The organism is Herbaspirillum sp. WTB6 (assembly GCF_057457785.1).
In genome coordinates this window covers 2,458,967-2,479,253 of sequence record NZ_CP176522.1, presented here as the reverse complement: position 1 = coordinate 2,479,253, position 20,287 = coordinate 2,458,967, and the positions used below count along the sequence as shown (strand labels likewise).

Here is a 20,287-nt window from a genome sequence, read left to right as displayed (position 1 = left end):
TCCGCCCTCCCCTCCAGCCGTTGCAGTATAGCCGCTGCCGATGCGGTGGTTGCCCGCATGCCACACGCCTTGTGGCGCGCCAGCCAGATGGCGGCGCCCCGCTCGGCGGTGACGCCGTCCGGCGCCGCCGCGCTCGACCGCGAATTGCCGGGTGGTGGCTGGCCGCGTTCGGCGCTGATCGAGCTGCTGTTGCCGCAGCCCGGCATCGGCGAAATGCAGTTGCTGCGCCCAGCCTTGGCCGTGCTCGTGCGCCAGCACCGGATCGCGCTGCTGCAGCCGCCGTATGCGCCGCAGGCAGCCGCGTGGTTGGCCTGGGGCTTGCCGCATGAACGCCTGCTGTGGGTCAAGACCGCGCGCAGCGCCGATGCGCTGTGGAGCGCCGAGCAGATATTGCGCAACGGCAGTTGCGGCGCGCTGCTGTTCTGGCAATCGCAGATCCGGCCGGAAGCGTTGCGCCGGCTGCACTTGGCGGCGCAGGCCTGCGACACCACGCTGTGGATGATGCGGCCGCTGGCGCAAGCGCAGGATGCATCGCCGGCGCCGCTACGGCTCGCCTTGCGCGCGGCGCCTGGCGGCATCCGCATCGCGCTGGTGAAACGCCGCGGGCCGCCGCACGACGGCGAACTCTTTGTGCCGCTGGCCGCAGCGCCGGCGGCGCGCGCCCTTGCCAGGACCCGGAACCATGATGCGCCTGTGGATCGGTGTACACCTGCCCTTGTTGTCGCTGGAAAGTCTGCGCCCGCGCTGGTGTGAGCCGGGCTCGCATGTGGTCGTCGAGCAGGCGCGGGTGGTGGCGGCCAGTGCGCCGGCAGCGGCGGTTGGCGTGCGTCCGGGCATGCGGCGTGGCGGCGTGCTGAGCCTGTGTCCGCAGGCCGTGCTGCATGAACGCGATGTACGGCGCGAGCAGGCGGCGCTGCACGAAGCGGCGCTGGCCATGCTGCGCTATACGCCGGAAGTGGCGCTGGCCGAAGAGAGCTCCTTGCTGCTCGACGTCGGCGCCAGCCTGTCGGCGTTCGGCGGCCGCCGCGCGCTGTACCGGCAGGTCGGCGCCAGCCTGGCGGCGCTCGGATTCACCGCACGGATCGGCATGGCGCCGACCGCGCAGGGCGCCTGGCTGCTGGCGCGCCAGGGCGGCAGGCGGCGCCGCACCGTGCAGCCGACCAGCCTGGCGCGCCGGCTGGATGCCTTGCCGCTAGCCATACTGCCCGCCGCGCGCCCGCATGCCGACTGGCTGCGCGGCATCGGCTGCCGCACCCTGGCCGACCTGCGCCGGCTGCCGCGCGCCGGACTGCAAAGACGCTGCGGCCCGGCCGTGCTGGCAACACTGGACCGGGCCTACGGCGATGCCGCCGAACTGTTCGAATGGGTGGCAGCGCCGCCGGCGTTTTCGGTCCGGCTCGAATTGCCGGATCGCATCGAACATGCGGAAGCGCTGCTGTTCGCGGCGCGCCGTCTGCTGCTGCAACTGTGCGGCTGGCTGGTGGCGCGGCAACTGGCGGTGGCGCGCTGCGTGTTGTTGCTGGAACACGAGCGCGGGCGGATGGCGATCGCGCCGACCGCGATCGAGATCGCGCTGGCCGAGCCCGCCTGGCGCGAAGAGCATCTGCTGCGGCTGTTGCGGGAACGGCTGGGGCGTACCGAACTGCCAGCGGCGGTGATCGCGTTACGGCTGCAGGCGCACGAGACGCGGCCGCTGGCTCCAGGCTCGGACACGCTGTTTCCGGAACCGGGCGGCACGCCGGCCGATTACCGCCGGCTGCTGGAACTGCTGACCGCGCGGCTCGGCGCCGATTGCGTGCTGACGCCGGCACCGCGCGCCGACCATCGGCCCGAAGTGCGCAACGGCTGGGCTCCTGCTTCGATTGCGAGCTCGATTTCGGCCGGCAGCGCCGTACCCGCCCGGCCGCCGATGGCCGGCGCCGGCGAGCGGCCGTTCTGGCTGCTGCAGGAGCCGTTGGCCTTGCCGCTGCGCGGGCAGCGGCCGTTTTACGGCACACCGCTGACGCTGCTGCGTGGCCCGGAACGGATCGAATGCGGCTGGTGGGACGGCATGCCGGTCATGCGTGATTATTTCGTCGCCCAAAGCGAGACGGCGGCCTGCTACTGGATCTACCGGCAGCGCAGTAGCGAGGACATGTGCTGGTTTCTGCACGGATTGTTTGCCTGAGCTGCCGGCCGAAGATACCGGCGGGGGCCAGCCCTACCAATATACTCCGTCAATCATCAACCTTATCCGCCGGTAAATCAATTGTTCTACGAGCATACTCTCTTCGAGAGACGAATACCCGTCCGCGCATCCGATGCCTAAAACAATTCCAACTGCCCGTTCATGCCGTTGTCATCGCCAGTTGCGGCCACAGGCCGGCGAAAGCGCGACCCATCCAGGCCGCGGAAACTTTCCGCGCGCGCTCCCAGCCCGAAGCGGGCAGCCGCCTTTTCGAAGCGCTGCCGGATCAGCTCGGCCCATACGCCTTCGCCGCGCATGCGGCTGCCGAAGCCGGCATCGTAGTCCTTGCCGCCGCGCATGTCGCGTATACGGTTCATCACGCGTTGCGCGCGCTCCGGAAAGTGCGCCTGCAGCCATTGCTGGAACAACGGACTCACTTCCCACGGCAGGCGCAGCACGATGTAGCTGGCATTGACGGCGCCTGCGTCGGCCGCGGCCGCCAGCACGCGTTCGAGGTCGGGTTCGGTGACGAACGGGATCACCGGCGCGATGCTGACGCCGACCGGGACGCCGGCCTCGCTCAGGGTGCGCACCGTGCGCAGCCGCCTCATCGGCGCGGCCGCGCGCGGCTCCAGCGTGCGCGCGATGTGCGCATCCAGCGTGGTGATGGTGATTGCCACCGCCGCCTGCCGCTTGGCCGCCATCGGCGCCAGCAAATCGAGGTCGCGCTCGATCAGCGCGGACTTGGTGATCAGCGCCACCGGGTGCTCGCATTCGTGCAGCACTTCCAGGATGCGCCGCGTCAGCCGCAAGTCGCGCTCGCACGGCTGATAGGCGTCGGTGTTGACGCCGAGCGCAATTGATTCGGGAACATAGGAGGGTTTCGCGAGTTCCCGCCGCAGCAGTTGCGGCGCGTTGCGCTTGGCAAAAATCCGGCTTTCAAAGTCGAGTCCGGGCGACAGGCCGAGGTAGCTGTGCGAGGGTCGCGCGAAGCAGTAGATACAGCCGTGCTCGCAGCCGCGATAGGGATTGAGCGAAACGCTGAACGGGATGTCGGGCGAGGCGTTGCGGGAGAGGATGCTCTTGGCGTCCTCTTCGGTGACCCGGGTTCTCCAGGCCGGCGCCGCGCCCGCCGCCTCGGCTCCATCATCATCGGCGCCCCAGCCGTCGTCGAACGCTTCGCGCGCCAGCAATTCATAGCGGCCTTGCAGGTTCGACACCGCGCCGCGCCCCTTGCGGGCTGTGGGCGGCGGCTGGAGCAGCCGGGATTCCACTCCCGCGTCCCATTTCAGATCGGACATTGGGCACTCCTAAATACTGTATATAAACACAGTATAATGAAAATGAATGCAGGGTGCGGAAAACGCTCCTCCAAGCGCGCACCGCCCCTGTTTCGACAGCATTTTCATTCAGCCATGCCTACGGCAATTCCCCACTTCCTCCCCGCCTATGCCGAGTTGCAATGCGCCAGCAACTTCAGCTTCCTGCGCGGCGCCTCGCACCCGGAGGAGCTGGCGGCACGCGCGGCGCAGCTCGGCTATGGCGCGCTGGCGATCACCGATGAGTGTTCACTCGCCGGCGTGGTGCGCGCGCACGTGCAAGCCAAAGAGCTGAAACTGCCCTTGCTGATCGGCAGCCAGTTCCGCCTGGAAAACGCGGACGGCAGTCCGGCGTTTTCGCTGATCCTGCTGGCGCAAAGCCGGGAAGGCTACGGCAACCTGGCGGAACTGATCACGCTGGCGCGCATGCGCGTCGAAAAAGGCGCCTACCGCCTGACGCCGGACGATCTGGCGGTACCGGCAGCGCTCCATGCGCATCTGCGTGGCATGCCGGATTGCCTGGCGATCCTGACGCCGGCGCATGGTGTCGCCCTCGAGCATTTGCGCCCGCAGGCGGAATGGATGCGGCGCGTATTCCCCCAACGCGCCTGGATCGCGCTGACGCTCTTGCACCGCGCCGGCGATGAACAGCATCGCGCCGTGGTCGAGCAAGCCGCGCACCAAACCGGCTTGCCGCTCGTCGCCACCGGCGATGTCTGCATGCATCTGCGCTCGCGCAAGCCGCTGCAGGACACGCTTGCTGCGATCCGGCTCGGCAAGCCGATCGCGGAATGCGGATTCGAGCTGGCGCCGAATGCCGAACAGCATCTGCGCTCGCGCCTGCGGCTGGCCAATCTGTATCCGCCGGCTGCGCTGGCAGAAACGCTGCGGATCGCGCAACGCTGTCGCTTCTCGCTCGACGAATTACGCTACGAATATCCGGAAGAACTGGTGCCGCCGGGTGAGACGCCGGCCAGCTATCTGCGCAAGGAAGCCTATGCCGGCGCGCTGCAACGCTTTCCTTCAGGAATACCTGCTGCGATACGCAAGCAGCTCGAACATGAATTGCAACTGATTGCCGAGAAATCCTATGAACCGTATTTCCTGACGGTGTACGACATCGTGCGCCACGCGCGCAGCATCGGCATCCTGTGCCAGGGCCGCGGCTCGGCGGCCAATTCCACCATCTGCTATTGCCTGGGCATCACTGAAGTCGACCCTTCGCGCGGCACGCTGCTGTTCGAGCGCTTCATCTCGCGCGAACGCGACGAGCCGCCCGACATCGACGTCGATTTCGAGCACCAGCGGCGCGAGGAAGTGATCCAGTACATCTATGAAAAGTACGGCCGGCTGCGCGCGGCATTGACGGCCGTGGTCATCAGCTACCGGCCGCGCAGCGTGTTGCGCGACGTCGGCCGCGCGCTCGGGGTTGACCTATCGATCGTCGACCAGGTGGCCAAGTCGCATCACTGGTGGGACGGCAAGAGCAACCTGGCCGAGCGCTTCGCCGAATGCGGGATCGACCCGGCTGCCCCGCTCGCGCAGCAATGGGCCGCGCTGGCGCTGACGCTGATGGGATTTCCGCGCCATCTGTCGCAGCACCCGGGCGGCTTCGTCATCGCGCGCGGCAAGCTGTCGCGGCTGGTGCCGATCGAAAACGCCGCCATGGAAAAGCGCAGCGTGGTGCAATGGGACAAGGACGACCTCGATGCGCTCGGCTTGCTGAAGATCGACGTGCTGGCGCTCGGCATGCTGTCAATGATCCGCCGCGCGCTGGCCCTGGTCAGCGCGCGGCGCGGCGCGCCGTTCCGCATGCAGGACATCCCGAAGGAAGATCCGGCCACGTACGCGATGATTTCCGCAGCCGATACCGTCGGCGTGTTCCAGATCGAAAGCCGGGCGCAAATGAGCATGCTGCCGCGGCTGAAGCCGAAGGAATTCTACGACCTGGTGATCCAGGTGGCGATCGTGCGGCCGGGGCCGATCCAGGGCGGCATGGTGCATCCATATTTGCAGCGCCGGCAGAATCCGGCTTTGGTAACCTACCCCAGGGACGAAATCAGGCCGGCGCTGGAGCGCACCTGCGGCGTGCCGATTTTCCAGGAACAGGTGATGCAGATCGCGATGATTGCCGCCGGCTTTTCCGCCACCGAGGCCGATGGCCTGCGCCGTTCGATGGCCGCGTGGCGGCGCAAGGGCAACATGGAGAAATATCACCAGAAGCTGGTCGATGGCATGGCAAAAAAAGGTTACGAGCCGGAATTCATCAACGCCATCGTGGAGCAGACCAAGGGCTTCGCCGAATACGGTTTCCCGGAAAGCCACGCCGCCAGCTTTGCGCTGCTGGCATACGTCAGCGCCTGGCTCAAGCGCCACGAACCCGCCGCTTTTCTGGCGGCGCTCTTGAACAGCCAGCCGATGGGCTTTTATTCGCCGTCGCAACTGGTGCAGGATGCGCGCCGCCATGGCATCGAAGTGCGGCCGGTGGACATCCACGGCAGCGCCTGGGAGGCGGCGCTGGAACCGGCTCTTGGCGCCCAGCCGGCAGTGCGGCTGGGCTTCAACATGGTCGGCGGGCTAACGCACGCCGCGGCAATGCGCATCGAGCAGGCGCGCACAGGGCGGGATCGACAGCAGCCGTTTGCCGACGTCGCCGACCTCGGCCTGCGCGCGCAATTGACGCGCGCCGAACTGCAGGCGCTGGCCGCCGCCAATGCGCTGCAGCCACTGGCCGGCCACCGCCGGCAGGCGCTATGGCAGGCGCAGGCCGGCGCTCCCGACCAGGGTTTGCTGCAGCCGGCGCCGATCCGTGAACGGCCGCTGGCGCTGGCGCCGCCGTCGGAAGCGGAAGACATCCTCGGCGACTACCGCGCGCTCGGCCTGACGCTGGGCCGCCACCCGCTGGCGCTGTTGCGGGAAGCGCTCTTGGCGCAGCGATTCCTGCCGGCCGCGACACTGAATACATTTACCAGCGGCCAGGTCGCGCGCGCCGCCGGCATCGTCACCGGACGCCAGCGGCCGCAGACCGCGAACGGCACGGTGTTCGTCACGCTCGAGGACGAAACCGGGCCGGTCAACGTGATCGTCTGGCCGGCGCTGGTCGAGCGCCAGCGCAAGGAATTGCTGGCTTCGTTGTTGTTGGGCGTGTACGGCGTCTGGCAGTCGACAGACAACGTGCGGCACCTGGTCGCGAAACGGCTGGTGGACCTCTCGCCCTGGCTCGGCAAGCTGCACACGTCGAGCCGGGATTTCGCCTGAGCGCCTGGCCCGCATGCGGTATGATCCCCCCATGCGAATCATCCTCATCACCGGCATTTCCGGCTCTGGAAAAACGGTCGCCTTGAACGTCCTGGAGGACGCCGGTTATTTCTGTGTCGACAACCTGCCGCCGACCCTGTTGCGCGAGCTGGTCGCGACCCGCATTCGCGAAGGGGCGCAGATGCTGGCGGTGGCCACCGACGCCCGCAGCGCCGATTCGCTGGCCGGCCTGCCGTCCGACATCCAGTGGCTGAAGGAACAGGGACACGATGTGCGGGTGCTGTTCTTGACCGCCAAGACCGAATCGCTGATCAATCGCTATTCGGAAACCCGCCGCAGCCATCCGCTGTCGCACCGCTTGCTGCCGGGCCAGAATCCGTCCGATCGCATGACCCTGTCCGAATACATCCTGCAGGAACGGGAAATGCTGAGTTCGATCGAGGAGCTGGGACACGTGGTCGACACTTCCGGCCTTTCCGCCAACAAGCTGCGCGGCTGGGTCAAGGAATTCATTGCGGCCGAACGCTCGTCGCTGACCTTGCTGTTCGTTTCGTTCGCGTTCAAGTTCGGTGTGCCGCTGGATGCCGACCTGGTGTTCGACGTGCGCATGCTGCCCAACCCTTACTACGACACCAAGCTGCGCCCAATGACCGGCCGCGATGCTCCGGTGAAGGCGTTTCTCGAGGCCCTGCCGATGACGACCGAGATGCAAAACGACATCCGCAGCTTTGTCGAAAAATGGCTGCCGGCATTCAAGGACGACAATCGCAGCTACTTGACGGTTGCCGTCGGCTGTACCGGCGGCCAGCACCGGTCGGTGTACATGGTGGAGCAACTGGCGCAGCATTTCCAGCACCGCGAACGGGTTGTGCGCCGCCATCGGGAGCTGGACTGAAGCGCAACCCGGTCCGGAACGTTGCGAATCGCCACCATCCCCTCCTCCTGAAATCCGCCATGCCCGATCTTCCGCCCTGGCTGCCGCTATTTCCCCTGCATGCGGTGCTGTTTCCGAACGGTATCCTGCCGCTCAAGATATTCGAGGCGCGCTATATCGACATGGTCAGTTCCTGCATGAAACAGGCCCGGCCATTCGGCGTCGTGTTGATCCGGGAGGGCCAGGAAATCGGCGCGGCGACGCCGGAAGCCGTCGGCTGCCTGGCGCATATCGTTCAATGGGATATGCACGGCGATGGCCTGTTGACGCTGCGGGCCGAAGGCAGCCGGCGCTTTCGCATCCTCGAACAGCAGCTGTCGGGGCAACTGCTGGAAGCGCGCATCGAGTTGCTGCCAGCCGAATTGCCGCGCGCCATACCGGACCGGCATCAGGCGTGCGCGGATACGCTGCGGCGGATAATCGACGAGATCGAGAGCAAAGGCCGGGTCGCCGATGCGAATCGAAACTCTTATTGCAGCCCGTTCGCTCGCCCCTTGCAATTCTCCGATGCCGGCTGGGTAGCCAATCGCTGGTGCGAAATCCTGCCGATCCCGCTCAAGGCCAGGCAAAAACTGCTGGAACTGGATGACGCCGCCAGCCGCCTCACCATCGTCGATCAATACCTGCGGCAGCACCACATCCTCCATTGATTGGCGATGTGGCGGCGATTCCAGCCGGCAAAATTTTCTTGCAGATTGTTGTTTTAACGCAAGGCCGACCGGTGCCGGCTGGCTTACAACGGCAATGGCTCGCTATCAGCCTCGCGGATAACCCACGCCCCGCAGCGACGCGGCAGGCGTTACGCGGAATGCCAACCGATGACGCCAACCCATGCCGCCCCAACCTCCGAATCGCAGAAGGGCCAAAGCCACTGCGCATTTCCTGAAGATATCCCACGTCAGCCTGCTACTGCTGGCGTATCTGCTGACCCTGCTGTTTTTCTACCGGGAAGGCAGCTTGCGCTGGCAAGCCCTGATTTCCGCCGCATTCCTGATCGCCTTCGATATCGCGTGCTTTTACCTGCTCTTTCACTATGGATGGAACGTGCGCAGCCGCGAACCGCAACTCGTCATTCCGCAAATCATGGCGGCCATCGCGATCCTGTATTGCATCGCCTGGCTGGACCGCTCCAGCCAGGTGGTGCTCGCGCCATTTGTGCTGGCCGTGTTCCTGTTCGGCGCGCCGCGCCTTTCCACCACCGCGCTGGCGCTGTTGGCGCTGGCCTGCCTGGCCGCCTATCTGGCGCTGATCCTGCTACGGGGACTGGACACGGGGCCAGAAGATCTGCCTGTCGACCTGTTGCAGTGGTTCGTCCTGATGGTGGTGCTACCGAGCGTGATCCTGGTTGGCAACCAGATCCGGCAATTGCGGAAAATTCTCGACATTACGCGCCACCAGCTTTCGCATTACGAGAAGCAGGCGTCGCGCGACGAGCTGACCGGCCTTTACAACCGGCGCCAGCTCCAGATCGAACTGGAGCAGGCCAAACTGCGCGCGGTGTTTTCCTCGGTGCCGTTTTGCCTGTGCCTGATCGACATTGATCATTTCAAGGAAATCAACGACAAGAGCGGCCATCTGGCAGGCGACATGGTGTTGCGCCGATTCGCCCGCCTGGCGCGCGACAGCATACGCAGCAGCGACATTTTCGGCCGCTACGGCGGCGACGAATTTCTGAAGATATTGCCGGATACCGATTTGCCAGGCTCGATAGTGCACGCGGAACGGCTGCGGCTGCTGGCGTCGCAGCTGGATTGCCAGGATGTGCTGGCGCAGCCGCGCATCTCGATCTCGATCGGCGCCGCCCAGTATCGTCACGGCGAACCCATCACGACCCTGATCCAGCGCGCCGACAAGGCCTTGTACCGCGCCAAGCAGTTGGGCCGCAACCGGGTCGAATGGATCGACTGAAGTGCAGGCCTGATGGCGATCAGGCGGCTCCGCCCAGCGTTTGCAGCAGCAATTTCTTCACCGGCGCCGGCAGCGGCGCCTGCGCCAGCCGATCCGTGTCATACCAGACATGCGGCAACTGGCCGGCGATATCGGCGCGCCGCTGCAGGCTGATCCGGTACGGCACCACATGCAATTTGAAGTGCGTAAAGACATGGGAAAACGGCGCCAACGCTTCCCAGCCGGCGATGCTGCCGAACGGCGCCAGGGCCTGGATCAATGCCGGCGACGGCACGGCCGCAGCCGCGATTGGCTCCGCATCCAGCTCCGGCAGCGACAGCAAGCCGCCCCAGATACCGCTATCGGGCCGCTGCATCAGCAATACCTGGGCGCGGTCGACCACCACCAGCATCGCCACCCGTTTTTCCGGACGGACTTTGGCCGGCTTACGCTGCGGCAATTGATCGACCCGCCCTGCGGCCAGCGCAACGCAGCGCGAACGCAGCGGGCAGCGCTCGCACGACGGCTTGCTGCGCTTGCAACATGTCGCTCCCAGATCCATCAAGCCCTGCGTGTAGGCTTCAATCCCGTGTTCCGGCAGCAAGGCCAGCGCGCGCTGCCACATCAGGTCCGCGACCGGTTTGTCGCCGGGATAGCCGTCGATCCCGAATACCCGCGCGAATACCCGTTTGACGTTGCCGTCCAGGATGGCCGCGCGCACGCCGCAGGAGAATGCCGCGATCGCCGCCGCGGTGGAGCGCCCGATACCGGGCAGCTCGGCCAGCAAGGCCGGATCGGAAGGAAATTTGCCGCCGTATTGCTGCACCACGCGTTGCGCGCATTGATGCAGGTTGCGTGCGCGCGAGTAATAGCCCAAGCCGCTCCAATGCGCCATCACCTCTGCCACTGGCGCCGCAGCCAGCGCGGCGACATCGGGAAAACGCGCCAGGAAGCGCTGGTAGTACGGAATCACCGCCGCCACCTGGGTTTGCTGCAGCATGATTTCGGAAAGCCAGATGCGGTAGGCATCGCGCGTGTCTTGCCACGGCAGCGCGTGACGTCCATGCTGCCGTTGCCAGGCAACGATGGCGCTGGAAAAGGATGGATCGGCGAATTCCTCCGCAGCCGGCAAAGCGGCCGCCGCATCGGCCATCCGTCGCATCAGGCGACCGCTCTGGAGGGCTGGCGCGCGACCCCGATGATTTGGTTCAGCTCCGTCTCCAGCGCCGCCAGCATCCTCTTGTGCTGTTCCAGGCCGGCTTGCATCTGCTCGAACGCCTGCACCTTTTCGTCCAGGCTGTCGGTCGCCAGATGAATCCGCTCCATCGATTGCATGCGCTGCTTCAACTGTTTCTTATGCTCGCGGATCTGCGTCTCGAGCGGCGCCATCACCACTTTCAGCCAGGCTTCGACATCGCGGTTGGCCTGCAGGAAACTCTGCTTGACGCGCGACGCGATCGAATCGAAAAACTTCTGCATCAGCACCACCTGCCGGGTCGTCATCACCACTGCGGTGCCGAATTGGCGCTGGTACACGCCTTCGATCATGGCGATTTCCTGGCGATACTTGTCGAGCGAAAACGGCATCGGTGTCGACAGGGCGAGGCCATGTTCGGTGGAGAACTTGCGGTACATCACGCTCATCATTTCGCCGATTTCATCGGTTTTCTGGCCCGACAGCGTCAGGTTGTGCTGCATCTGCTCGAAGAATTCCCTGACCGCGGCGCGAAAGCCGGAGGTGAAGCGGCTGCGGTTCATCGCGTCGCGCGTGTGCGCGATGTTGGCTTTCAGCATATCCATGCCGAGGCTGGTGAACACCTCGGTCGACAGCCGCGAAAACACGGTGCGCGTGCCTTGCAGTTTCAGCAGGCTGCCGTCGAACTCGCTTTTTTCGACTTCGATGCGCTTCATCATGTGGTTGATGATGGTCTGGTTCTTGCCGCGCAGGCTTTTCAGTTCCAGCAACTGCTCCAGCACGCTGCGCGCGCGCGCCGCCAGCAATGCCTGCCGGCCGCTGGCGAGGGCGGCGAAGTCGGCAGCCAACTGGGCGCGGATCAAGTCCGAGGTGTGCGGAATCAGCTCGGCCGACAGCGCGCTCTCCAACGCGGTCAGGCGGCTTTTACGCAGCAGTGCGGCGTCGCGGTTGATCTTGCCGACCAGGCCTTTTTGCGCCGACACCGGGAAAATCTGCGACGGCGACAGATCCAGCGTCTGCGCCACGCTGACGACCTGGCGCTCGATCTGGGCCTCGACTTCCTGCGCCGAGCGCAGCTCGTCCCACATGCTGTCGATCTTGTTCAGCACCACCATGCGGCCGGCGCCGCCGCCGATGTGGTCGCGCCAGACTTCGATATCGCTCTTCGTGACTCCGGTGTCGGCGGCCAGGATGAACAGCACCGCATGCGCATTCGGAATCAGGTTCAGCGTCAGTTCCGGCTCGGTGCCGATCGCGTTCAGGCCCGGCGTATCGATGATCACCAGGCCCTGCTTCAAGAGCGGATGCGGAAAATTGATGATCGCGTGGCGCCACTGCGAAATCTCGACCATGCCGTCGGCATCGGCCGCCTGCGCATGGTCGGGGTCGGCGGCATCGTACAGGCCGTAGCTTTGCGCCTCGTCGGCCGGCACCCGCTTGGTCAGGCTGACTTGCAGGAATGCTTCCAGCATGCCGTCGCCGGATGCGATATCCAGCGGCAGCACGGTCCAGGCCTGGCTTTGCGCCTTGAAGTCGGAAGTCGATTGCGTTTCGCTGCGGGTTTCGATCGGCAGCAGGCGGATCGACGGCGGCAGGGTTTCGTCGTACAGCAGTTCGGTCGGACACATCGTGGTACGGCCGGCGGCCGAGGGCAGGATGCGCTGGCCATAGTCGGCAAAAAAGATGGCATTGATCAACTCCGATTTGCCGCGCGAGAACTCGGCGACGAAGGCGATCGTCAGCTTGTCGTTTTGCAGGCGCGCCAGCATGCGTTCGATGTGCGCATCGCCGGCCGCGTCCGTCAATTCCGTTTGCCGGCCCCAGGCCTGGTAGCGCCGCAACGCCGCCGCCACTTGCTCGCGCCAGTCGCTGTATTGCTGGAACTGCTGAATCAGATCGCTCACTTTTTCCCCATTCGCTGTGCCGCGATTGCCTCGCGCCAGATGCTGCAGCCGCCTCAGGTCTGGCAATGCGCGCAGTAAAACGTCGACCGCTGCCCCTGTTTCAACTGGCGCACCGCGCCGCCGCATACCCGGCACGGCAGCCCGGCCCGATCGTACACGAAGTAGCTTTGCTGAAAATAGCCGGATTGTCCATCGGCACCGATGAAGTCGCGCAGCGTACTGCCGCCCTGTTCGATCGCCGCCGCCAGGATTTCCCGGATCGCCAGCTCCAGCCGCGCATAGCGCACCAAGCCGATGCGCCGCGCCGGCGTCTTCGGGTCGATGCGCGCGCGAAACAGGCTTTCCGAAGCGTAGATGTTGCCGACGCCGACCACGATGTCGCCTGCCAGCAACACCTGCTTGATCGGCGCGCTGCGCGTACGCGTCTCCCGGTACAGCAGTTGCGCAGAAAATCCGTCTTCCAGCGGCTCGACGCCCAGCTCGCACAGCAGCGGGTGCTCCTCCACCGGCCCGGCCGCCGCCGGATGCCACAGCACCGCGCCAAAACGCCGCGGGTCGGTCAGGCGCATCAGTTGCGCGCCGATCACCAGGTCGAAATGATCATGCTTCTGCGGCGGCGTTTGCGCCGCCAGGATGCGCAGCCGCCCCGACATCCCCAGATGCACGATCAGGGTGCCATGCGCAAACCGGATCAGCAGGTATTTGCCGCGCCGGCCGGTACCGAGAATCGGCTGTCCGCGCAAGCTGTGCTCGAGCCCGGCCGGAAACGGCCAGCGCAAGCCGCTGTGGCGAAATACCACGGCACTCACGGTCCGCCCCTGCAAATGTGGCGCGACACCGCGCCGCGTGACTTCAACTTCCGGCAATTCAGGCATGGGAAAAATCAGGAAACGAAACGAAGACGGTGCGCCACGGCACCCTTGGCACGGCAGCGCAGCGGGCGCCAACGACCGATGGCTGCAGGCATAATATAGCCGCCGCCGTCAGGCATGTGCACCCGTTTTGCCGCTGGGCCGGGCGGTGGCTTCAGCGTAAAATCAATCTTCGCAGAACAGTCGGGACTTCTCTTGAAAAACATCGCCGCCATTGTAACGCTCTCGCTTTTGCTGCCGGCTTGCGCACAGTTACAACCGCCCGCCACCAGCGCGGCAGCACCGGTCGCCGCCGCTCCCAGCCCGGCGCCGGAGGCGGCAAAGGCCGAAGTCAGGAAGCCGCCGGTCAAGCTGCCCAGCGTGGCCCTGACGCCGGATATCATGGTCAAGCTGCTTTCCGCCGAACTCGCCTTCCAGCGCGGCGACTCGCAGTCCGCCTACGTGACTCTGCTGGCGCTGGCGCAGCAGACGCGCGACCCGCGCCTGGCGCAGCGTGCCTCGGAAGTGGCCCTGAGTTCGCGCCGCCCGGCCGAGGCGCTGGCGGCGGTACGGCTGTGGCGCGAACTGGCGCCGGACTCCGAGCAGGCGACGCAATACTACCTGGGCTTCGTGATCCTGAGCGACAACCCGGAAGAAGCGCAGCCGATCCTGGCCGCACGGCTGCAGCAGGCCAGCCCGCAAAGCCGCGGCGTGATGATCCTGCAGGTGCAGCGCACGCTGTCACGCGCCAAGGACAAGGCGGCGGCGTTTTCCATGCTGGAAGCACTGGTGACGCCCTACCTGGTGCTGCCGGAAGCGCACCTGGCGCTGGCCCAGGCCGCTTTTTCAAATGGCGACGGCGCGCGCGCCACGCACGAGGCGCAACTGGCGCTGGCGGCCAAACCCGACTCAGAACTGGCGGTTCTGACGCTGGCCCAGGTCGCCGCCGACAAGGCCACCGCCGCGCGCGAGTTGGCGGCCTTCCTGCAGCGCTACCCAAAGGCGCGCGAGGCACGGATGGCCTATGCGCGCGTGCTGTCCGAACAAAAACTGTACCGCGAGGCGCGCGCCGAGTTCGCCACCCTGCTGAAATCCGACCCCAAGGATTTGACCACCCTGTTCGCGCTCGGGGTGCTGTGCACCCAGCTTGACGATTACCTGGCCGCCGAGCGCTACCTGACTTCGTATATCCAGATCCTGACCGCACAGCCGGATGAAGCGCGCGACCCGACCCAGGCGCTGCTGCTGCTGGCGCAGATCGCGCAGGAGCGCAAGGATACCGACGCCGCTCTCAAATGGCTGGGCCAGATCGAACCCGGCCCGGCCTATGTCGGCGCCCAGATCCGGCGCGCGCAACTGGTGGCGGCGCGCGGCGACGTCGACGAGGCGCGCAAGATCCTGGAGGAAATCCCGACCGAAGGCGAGCGCGAGCAAACCCAGGTGACGCTGGCCGAAGGCCAGATCCTGCGCGACGCCGGGCGCGTGCCGGAAGCGCTGGCGCTGCTGCAAAACGCGGTGCAGCGCGCCCCGGAGAATACCGACCTGCTGTACGACTATGCGATGCTGGCCGAAAAGCTCGACAAGCTCGACGTCATGGAAGGCGCACTGCGCAAGGTGATCGAACTGGCGCCCAAGAGCCAGCATGCCTACAACGCCCTTGGCTATTCGCTGGCGGATCGGAACCTGCGCCTGCCGGAAGCGCTGCAACTGATCGAAAAGGCGCTGCAACTGGCGCCGGACGATCCGTTCATCCTGGACAGCATGGGCTGGGTGCAATACCGGCTCGGCAAGCTGCAGGAGGCGGAAGAATACCTGCGGCGCGCCTATGCGCTGCAACCGGATGCCGAAATCGGCGTGCACCTGGGCGAAGTGCTGTGGGTCAAGGGCCAGCGCGAGGCCGCGCAGAAACTGTGGCGCGACGCGCGCGCCAAGGACCCGCAAAATGATGCGCTGAAGAGCACGCTGGCGCGGCTGCACGTGCAACTGTAGCTGGGTGACGCCAGTGCCGAATCCCGATCACAGCACATACTGACATGGGTATTTTTAATGCCGCTCGAAAATCCTGCGAAAATGGCGCATTTTCAGGCATACCCCCTCAAGTATCGATTCCATCCAGAAGCGTGACAGCTCTCATTTGCGCCGGCGCACGCCTGCGGCGCGGCGCGGCTCTGCTGGCTACCTTGCTGCTGGCCGGCTGTGCCAGCCTGGCGCCGCCACCGCCGGTCGCCGGCGGCCCGGCGCCGACCTACCTGGATGCAATCGAACTGGGCGGCCGGCTGTCGCTGCGCTACCAGCAGAACGGCAAGGACGAAGCGGTGCACGGCAGCTTTACCTGGGACCAGGCGCCGCAGCGCACCGAACTGATCCTGCTGTCGCCGCTGGGCCAGACCATCGCCCGCCTCGACATTACGCCGCTCGCCGCCAGCCTGACCCAAGCCAACCAGCCGCCGCGCGTGGCGACCGATGTCGATGCGCTCGCCAGCCAGACGCTGGGCTGGCCGCTGCCGGTGGCCGGCATGCGCGACTGGCTGCAGGGTTTCGTGCTGGCTCCCGGCGGCCAGCGCCAGGCGGTGCCGCGCACGCCGGGCGCGACCGTCCGCAGCAACGGCTGGCGCATCGAGTATGCCGACTGGGACCATAACGGCAGCGGTGCTGCCCACCCCCGGCGCATCGACCTCGAACGCAACGACAGCGGGACGGAGGACAACGCCGGCCCGGTCATGATCCGCATCCTGATCGACAGTTGGCAAGCGCGATGACGCCGGTCAGCACCCACAGCATGCCGGCCGCGCTGAACGACTGCCCGGCGCCGGCCAAACTGAACCTGTTCCTGCATGTGGTGGGCCGCCGCGCCGACGGCTACCACTTGCTGCAAACGGTGTTCCAGTTGCTCGACCACGGCGACCTGCTGCATTTCGAACGGCGCGACGACGGCATCATTCGTCGCACCACGGATTTGCCCGGCGTGCCGGAGGACAGCGATTTGTGCATGCGCGCGGCGCGCCTGCTGCAAGCGGCAGCCGCTGCGCGCGGCCAGGCCGTGCCCGGCGCCAGCATCGCGCTCGACAAGCGCCTGCCGCAAGGCGGCGGCCTGGGCGGCGGCTCGTCGGATGCCGCCACCACGCTGATCGCCCTGAATCGCCTGTGGCAAACCGGCCTGACGCGCGCCGAGCTGATGGCGCTCGGGCTGCAGCTGGGCGCCGACGTGCCGTTCTTCTTATGCGGCGGCAATGCCTTCGCGGAAGGAATCGGCGAGGCGCTGCAGGTGCTGGAGACCCCGGAACGCTGGTTCGTGGTGATCGAACCGGGCGTCACAATTCCGACCGCGGCAATATTTGGCGCAACGGAATTGACAAGGGACTCCAAACCGGTCAGAATATCGGACTTTTCCAGAAGCCCGGAAAGCTTCGGGAAAAACGACCTGCAAGTCGTGGCCAGCCAGCGCTTTCCGGTTGTCGCCGAAGCCATAGAATGGCTATCCGCGCACGGAAATGCGAGAATGACCGGCTCCGGCGCCTGCGTTTTTTGTCCGTTTGAAAACGAGCGGCAGGCAGACCAGGTACTGAAGCAGGTGCCGTCGCGCTGGAAGGCATGGAAAGCACGCAGCATGCAGCGCCATCCGCTGGCTGACTGGCTGCCGCGGTAGCACGGTTTGCAGAGAAGGACTTGAAGTACAGAATTGAATTGGTTTGACGCGGCATCAGGCTGCGGCAAACACCCGGTTGTGTAGGGGAATCGCCAAGCTGGTTAAGGCACTGGATTTTGATTCCAGCATTCCAAGGTTCGAATCCTTGTTCCCCTGCCATTAATTGCAAGTGCAAGTCAGTCGTGCCCCGGCCGCGCCCCGGTTTGACAACGTCAGGCAGCAGGCAAACATATCTCACGTCACGACCCAAATAGTTAGCAGATCAGCCAGTGGCAGATACACGAACCGTTTCGCATATCCCCCGCCCGCCGCTCTCGCCTCGATCAACGACCCCGCTTAGGACTCTCCATGTCAATTGAAAACCTGATGGTTTTTACCGGCAATGCCAATCCGGAACTGGCGATGGGAGTGGTCAAGCACCTCGGCATCCCGCTCGGCAAGGCCCTCGTTTCCAAGTTCTCGGACGGCGAGGTGATGGTCGAAATCAATGAAAACGTGCGCGGCAAGGATGTGTTCGTGCTGCAATCGACCTGCGCGCCGACCAACGACAACCTGATGGAACTGATGCTGATGGTCGATGCGCTGAAACGCGCCTCGGCCGGCCGCATCACCGCCGCCATCCCCTACTTCGGCTATGCGCGCCAGGATCGGCGGCCGCGCTCGGCGCGGGTCGCGATCTCGGCCAAGGTGGTGGCCAACATGCTGCAGGAAGCCGGTGTCGACCGCGTGATGATCATGGACTTGCACGCCGACCAGATCCAGGGCTTTTTCGACATTCCGGTCGACAACGTCTACGCCTCGCCGCTCCTGCTGGACGACCTGGTCGCCAAGCACCACGACAATCTGCTGGTGGTTTCGCCCGACGTCGGCGGCGTGGTGCGCGCGCGGGCTCTCGCCAAGCGCCTCGATTGCGACCTGGCGATCATCGACAAGCGGCGCCCGAAAGCGAACGTCTCGGAAGTGATGAACATCATCGGCGAAGTCGAAGGCCGCAACTGCGTGATCATGGATGACATGGTCGATACCGCCGGCACCCTGACCAAGGCTGCCGAGGTATTGAAGGAGCGCGGCGCGCAGAAAGTCATCGCCTACTGTACCCACCCGGTATTGTCCGGCCCGGCGATCGAGCGCATCGCCAATTCGCCGCTGGACGAACTGGTGGTCACCGACACCATCCCGCTGTCCGCCGCTGCCGCAGCTTGCAGCAAGATTCGCCAGCTGAGCTGCGCCAAGCTGCTGGCCGAGACCTTCAAGCGCATCAGCACGGGCGATTCGGTAATGATGCTGTTTGCGGATTAAAAACTTATCAATTGCGGGACAGAGTTTGTGAGGCGCCGCAGCGCGCCGAGCTACTCTGTCCCCAACAAATCAGAAAAGGTCACACAAGGTTGGCTCCCGCAGAAACGCCGGTCGAGCAACCATGAACGACACTGGGTTCCCACCTACGCGGGAACGACAGGCAAAGATGATTACCACACCGTTCCTTCCGGAGCGGTTTTTCAAATCCCCTGGTCGCGGGGGATTTTCACCGTAAGACGCAGTCCGGTCTTACTTAACTGGAGCTTCAAAATGAAAATCGTTGCATTTCCACGCACTGAGCTGGGGTCCGGAGCGAGCCGCCGCCAGCGCACTGCGGGCCAGACGCCGGGCATCATCTATGGCGGCACGACCGCACCCGTTTCGATCTCGCTTGACCACAACGCGCTGTACCATGCGCTGAAGAAGGAAGCGATCCACTCCTCGATCCTCGATCTCGAAATGGACGGCAAGGTGGAGCAGGTCCTGCTGCGCGATTTCCAGATGCACGCCTACAAGCAACTGGTGCTGCACGTCGATTTCCAACGCGTCGATGCCAGCCAGAAGATCACGGTCAAGGTGCCGCTGCACTTCGTGAATGCCGAAGCCTCGCCGGCCGTCAAGCTGTCGGGCGGCATCATCAACCACGTGCTGGTCGATCTCGAAGTCTCGTGCCTGCCGAAAGACCTGCCGGAATTCATCGAAGTCGACCTGTCCGGCCTGGAAGTCGGCCATTCGATCCACCTGTCGGCACTCAAGCTGCCGGCCGGCGTCACCGCCGTCACCCGCGCCGGTGAAGACGATCTGACGGTCGCCAACGCCTCGATCCCGGCCGGCAAGGTGGAAGCTGAAGCGGAAGCCGCCGCCGCACCGGCAGCAGCGGCCGGTGCTGCCGCGCCAGCCGAGAAGAAGTAATCCGGCCGCCGGCCCTTGCGGCCGGCACCGGACAAAGAGAGCCCGCCGTGCAAACGGCGGGCTTTTTTCTGCCCGCTGGCATTGGCTTGAGATTCCAGACTTCCTGCCAGATCACATACTCCCATAATTCAACATCGATTCCACTTATAAAATTTGCTCGTATAAAACATACTCCCACTAAACTGCGGTAGCGAAATGAAGCCAGGGGAAGAGCACATTGGACGATCCGCCGTCCATCCCTGATAATCGCCATTTTCCTTCCCAACGCCCATGTCCATCCGCCTCATCGTCGGCCTCGGCAACCCCGGCCCGGAATACGAACAAACCCGCCACAACGCCGGTTTCTGGCTGGTCGACGCGCTGGCCGACCAGACCGGCGCCCGCCTGCAGCGCGAGGCGCGCTACCAGGCGTTGGCAGCCAAGACCGTCATCGGCGGCGCCGAGGTCTGGCTGCTGCAGCCGCAAACCTACATGAACCGCTCCGGCCAGTCGGTCGGCGCGCTGGCGCGCTTCTACAAGATCGGCGCCGATGAAATCCTGGTGGTGCACGACGAACTCGACCTGCCGCCGGGCGCCGCCAAGATCAAGAAAGGCGGCTCCTCCGGCGGCCACAACGGCCTGAAGGACATCACGGCCGCGCTCGGCACGCAAGACTACTGGCGCCTGCGCATCGGCATCGGCCACCCACGCACCGTCGGCGTGCAACAGCCGGTGGTCGACTACGTGCTGCACCGGCCGCGGCGCGAGGAGCAGTTGCTGATCGACGAAGCCGTCGCCCGCAGCCTGGAGGTGCTGCCGCTCTTGTGCGAAGGGAAATTCGAGGCGGCGATGATGCGGCTGCACTCGGCCGCGCACCCGGCCAAATAGGCGGCCGGGACGGCGCCGGGAGTTACAATTGCCGTTTGCCGAAAATCC

General features: G+C 65.2%; 16 protein-coding genes and 1 tRNA gene. 13 read left to right on the top strand and 4 right to left on the bottom strand.

The features are described from left to right. The first annotated feature begins 57 nt into the window (after window positions 1-57). Complete coding sequence (imuA, locus tag ACK2VC_RS11610; protein WP_486730511.1) at window positions 58-753, top strand: translesion DNA synthesis-associated protein ImuA; 696 nt, start codon at window positions 58-60, stop codon at window positions 751-753. Next, on the top strand, window positions 686-2,167 hold the full coding sequence (locus tag ACK2VC_RS11605) for a Y-family DNA polymerase (RefSeq protein WP_486733225.1): 1,482 nt from the start codon (window positions 686-688) through the stop codon (window positions 2,165-2,167). The genes imuA and ACK2VC_RS11605 overlap by 68 nt, the downstream gene beginning before the upstream one ends. A gap of 137 nt (window positions 2,168-2,304) precedes the next feature. Here ACK2VC_RS11605 and ACK2VC_RS11600 read toward each other — a convergent pair whose 3' ends face one another. Further along, complete coding sequence (locus ACK2VC_RS11600; protein WP_486730510.1) at window positions 2,305-3,468, bottom strand: PA0069 family radical SAM protein; 1,164 nt, start codon at window positions 3,466-3,468, stop codon at window positions 2,305-2,307. 114 nt (window positions 3,469-3,582) lie between these two features. On the opposite strand from ACK2VC_RS11600, the gene ACK2VC_RS11595 reads away from it, so the two are divergent. The 4 genes from ACK2VC_RS11595 (at window position 3,583) to ACK2VC_RS11580 (ending at window position 9,586) form a co-directional block, all read left to right on the top strand. Then, window positions 3,583-6,744 (top strand): error-prone DNA polymerase, encoded by a 3,162-nt coding sequence (locus ACK2VC_RS11595; RefSeq protein WP_486730509.1) that lies wholly within the window; start codon window positions 3,583-3,585, stop codon window positions 6,742-6,744. 31 nt (window positions 6,745-6,775) lie between these two features. Beyond that, window positions 6,776-7,639, top strand: a complete 864-nt coding sequence (gene rapZ / locus ACK2VC_RS11590) for an RNase adapter RapZ (RefSeq protein WP_486730508.1) — start codon at window positions 6,776-6,778, stop codon at window positions 7,637-7,639. Between the two features lie 59 nt (window positions 7,640-7,698). Next, window positions 7,699-8,328 (top strand): LON peptidase substrate-binding domain-containing protein, encoded by a 630-nt coding sequence (locus tag ACK2VC_RS11585; protein WP_486730507.1) that lies wholly within the window; start codon window positions 7,699-7,701, stop codon window positions 8,326-8,328. Window positions 8,329-8,509: 181 nt separating this feature from the next. Next, window positions 8,510-9,586 carry a GGDEF domain-containing protein gene (locus ACK2VC_RS11580; RefSeq protein ID WP_486730506.1) on the top strand — a complete coding sequence of 359 codons (1,077 nt, stop codon included), beginning with the start codon at window positions 8,510-8,512 and terminating at the stop codon, window positions 9,584-9,586. Window positions 9,587-9,605: 19 nt separating this feature from the next. On the opposite strand, the gene mutY is transcribed toward ACK2VC_RS11580, so the two are convergent. Genes mutY through mutM form a run of 3 tightly spaced genes read right to left on the bottom strand, consistent with a single transcriptional unit; the run spans window position 9,606 to window position 13,539 of the window. Then, window positions 9,606-10,727, bottom strand: a complete 1,122-nt coding sequence (gene mutY / locus ACK2VC_RS11575; protein WP_486730505.1) for an A/G-specific adenine glycosylase — start codon at window positions 10,725-10,727, stop codon at window positions 9,606-9,608. Beyond that, a complete protein-coding gene (locus ACK2VC_RS11570; RefSeq protein ID WP_486730504.1) occupies window positions 10,727-12,664 on the bottom strand; it encodes a dynamin family protein in 1,938 nt (645 codons plus the stop codon). Before ACK2VC_RS11570 ends, mutY begins: the two co-directional genes overlap by 1 nt. A 53-nt stretch (window positions 12,665-12,717) precedes the next feature. After that, complete coding sequence (gene mutM, locus ACK2VC_RS11565) at window positions 12,718-13,539, bottom strand: bifunctional DNA-formamidopyrimidine glycosylase/DNA-(apurinic or apyrimidinic site) lyase (protein ID WP_486730503.1); 822 nt, start codon at window positions 13,537-13,539, stop codon at window positions 12,718-12,720. Window positions 13,540-13,731: 192 nt separating this feature from the next. Here mutM and ACK2VC_RS11560 point away from each other — a divergent pair, with 192 nt between their 5' ends. The 7 genes from ACK2VC_RS11560 to pth all read left to right on the top strand — a co-directional run bounded on the left by ACK2VC_RS11560 (window position 13,732) and on the right by pth (window position 20,239). Next, window positions 13,732-15,504, top strand: coding sequence for a tetratricopeptide repeat protein (locus tag ACK2VC_RS11560; RefSeq protein WP_486730502.1), 1,773 nt, complete (start codon window positions 13,732-13,734; stop codon window positions 15,502-15,504). 131 nt (window positions 15,505-15,635) lie between these two features. After that, window positions 15,636-16,274, top strand: a complete 639-nt coding sequence (gene lolB / locus ACK2VC_RS11555) for a lipoprotein insertase outer membrane protein LolB (protein WP_486730501.1) — start codon at window positions 15,636-15,638, stop codon at window positions 16,272-16,274. Window positions 16,275-16,294: 20 nt separating this feature from the next. Further along, a complete protein-coding gene (ispE, locus tag ACK2VC_RS11550; protein ID WP_486733224.1) occupies window positions 16,295-17,161 on the top strand; it encodes a 4-(cytidine 5'-diphospho)-2-C-methyl-D-erythritol kinase in 867 nt (288 codons plus the stop codon). Window positions 17,162-17,243: 82 nt separating this feature from the next. Beyond that, a tRNA-Gln gene (locus tag ACK2VC_RS11545) sits at window positions 17,244-17,320 on the top strand. Between the two features lie 189 nt (window positions 17,321-17,509). Next, window positions 17,510-18,460: a ribose-phosphate pyrophosphokinase gene (locus tag ACK2VC_RS11540; RefSeq protein ID WP_486730500.1), complete on the top strand. Its 951-nt coding sequence runs from the start codon at window positions 17,510-17,512 to the stop codon at window positions 18,458-18,460. Window positions 18,461-18,730: 270 nt separating this feature from the next. After that, a complete protein-coding gene (locus ACK2VC_RS11535) occupies window positions 18,731-19,372 on the top strand; it encodes a 50S ribosomal protein L25/general stress protein Ctc (RefSeq protein ID WP_486730499.1) in 642 nt (213 codons plus the stop codon). A 270-nt stretch (window positions 19,373-19,642) separates the two neighbouring features. Continuing rightward, entirely contained in the window at window positions 19,643-20,239 is a 597-nt protein-coding gene (gene pth / locus ACK2VC_RS11530) for an aminoacyl-tRNA hydrolase (protein WP_486730498.1), read from the top strand. The last annotated feature ends 48 nt before the right edge of the window (window positions 20,240-20,287 follow it).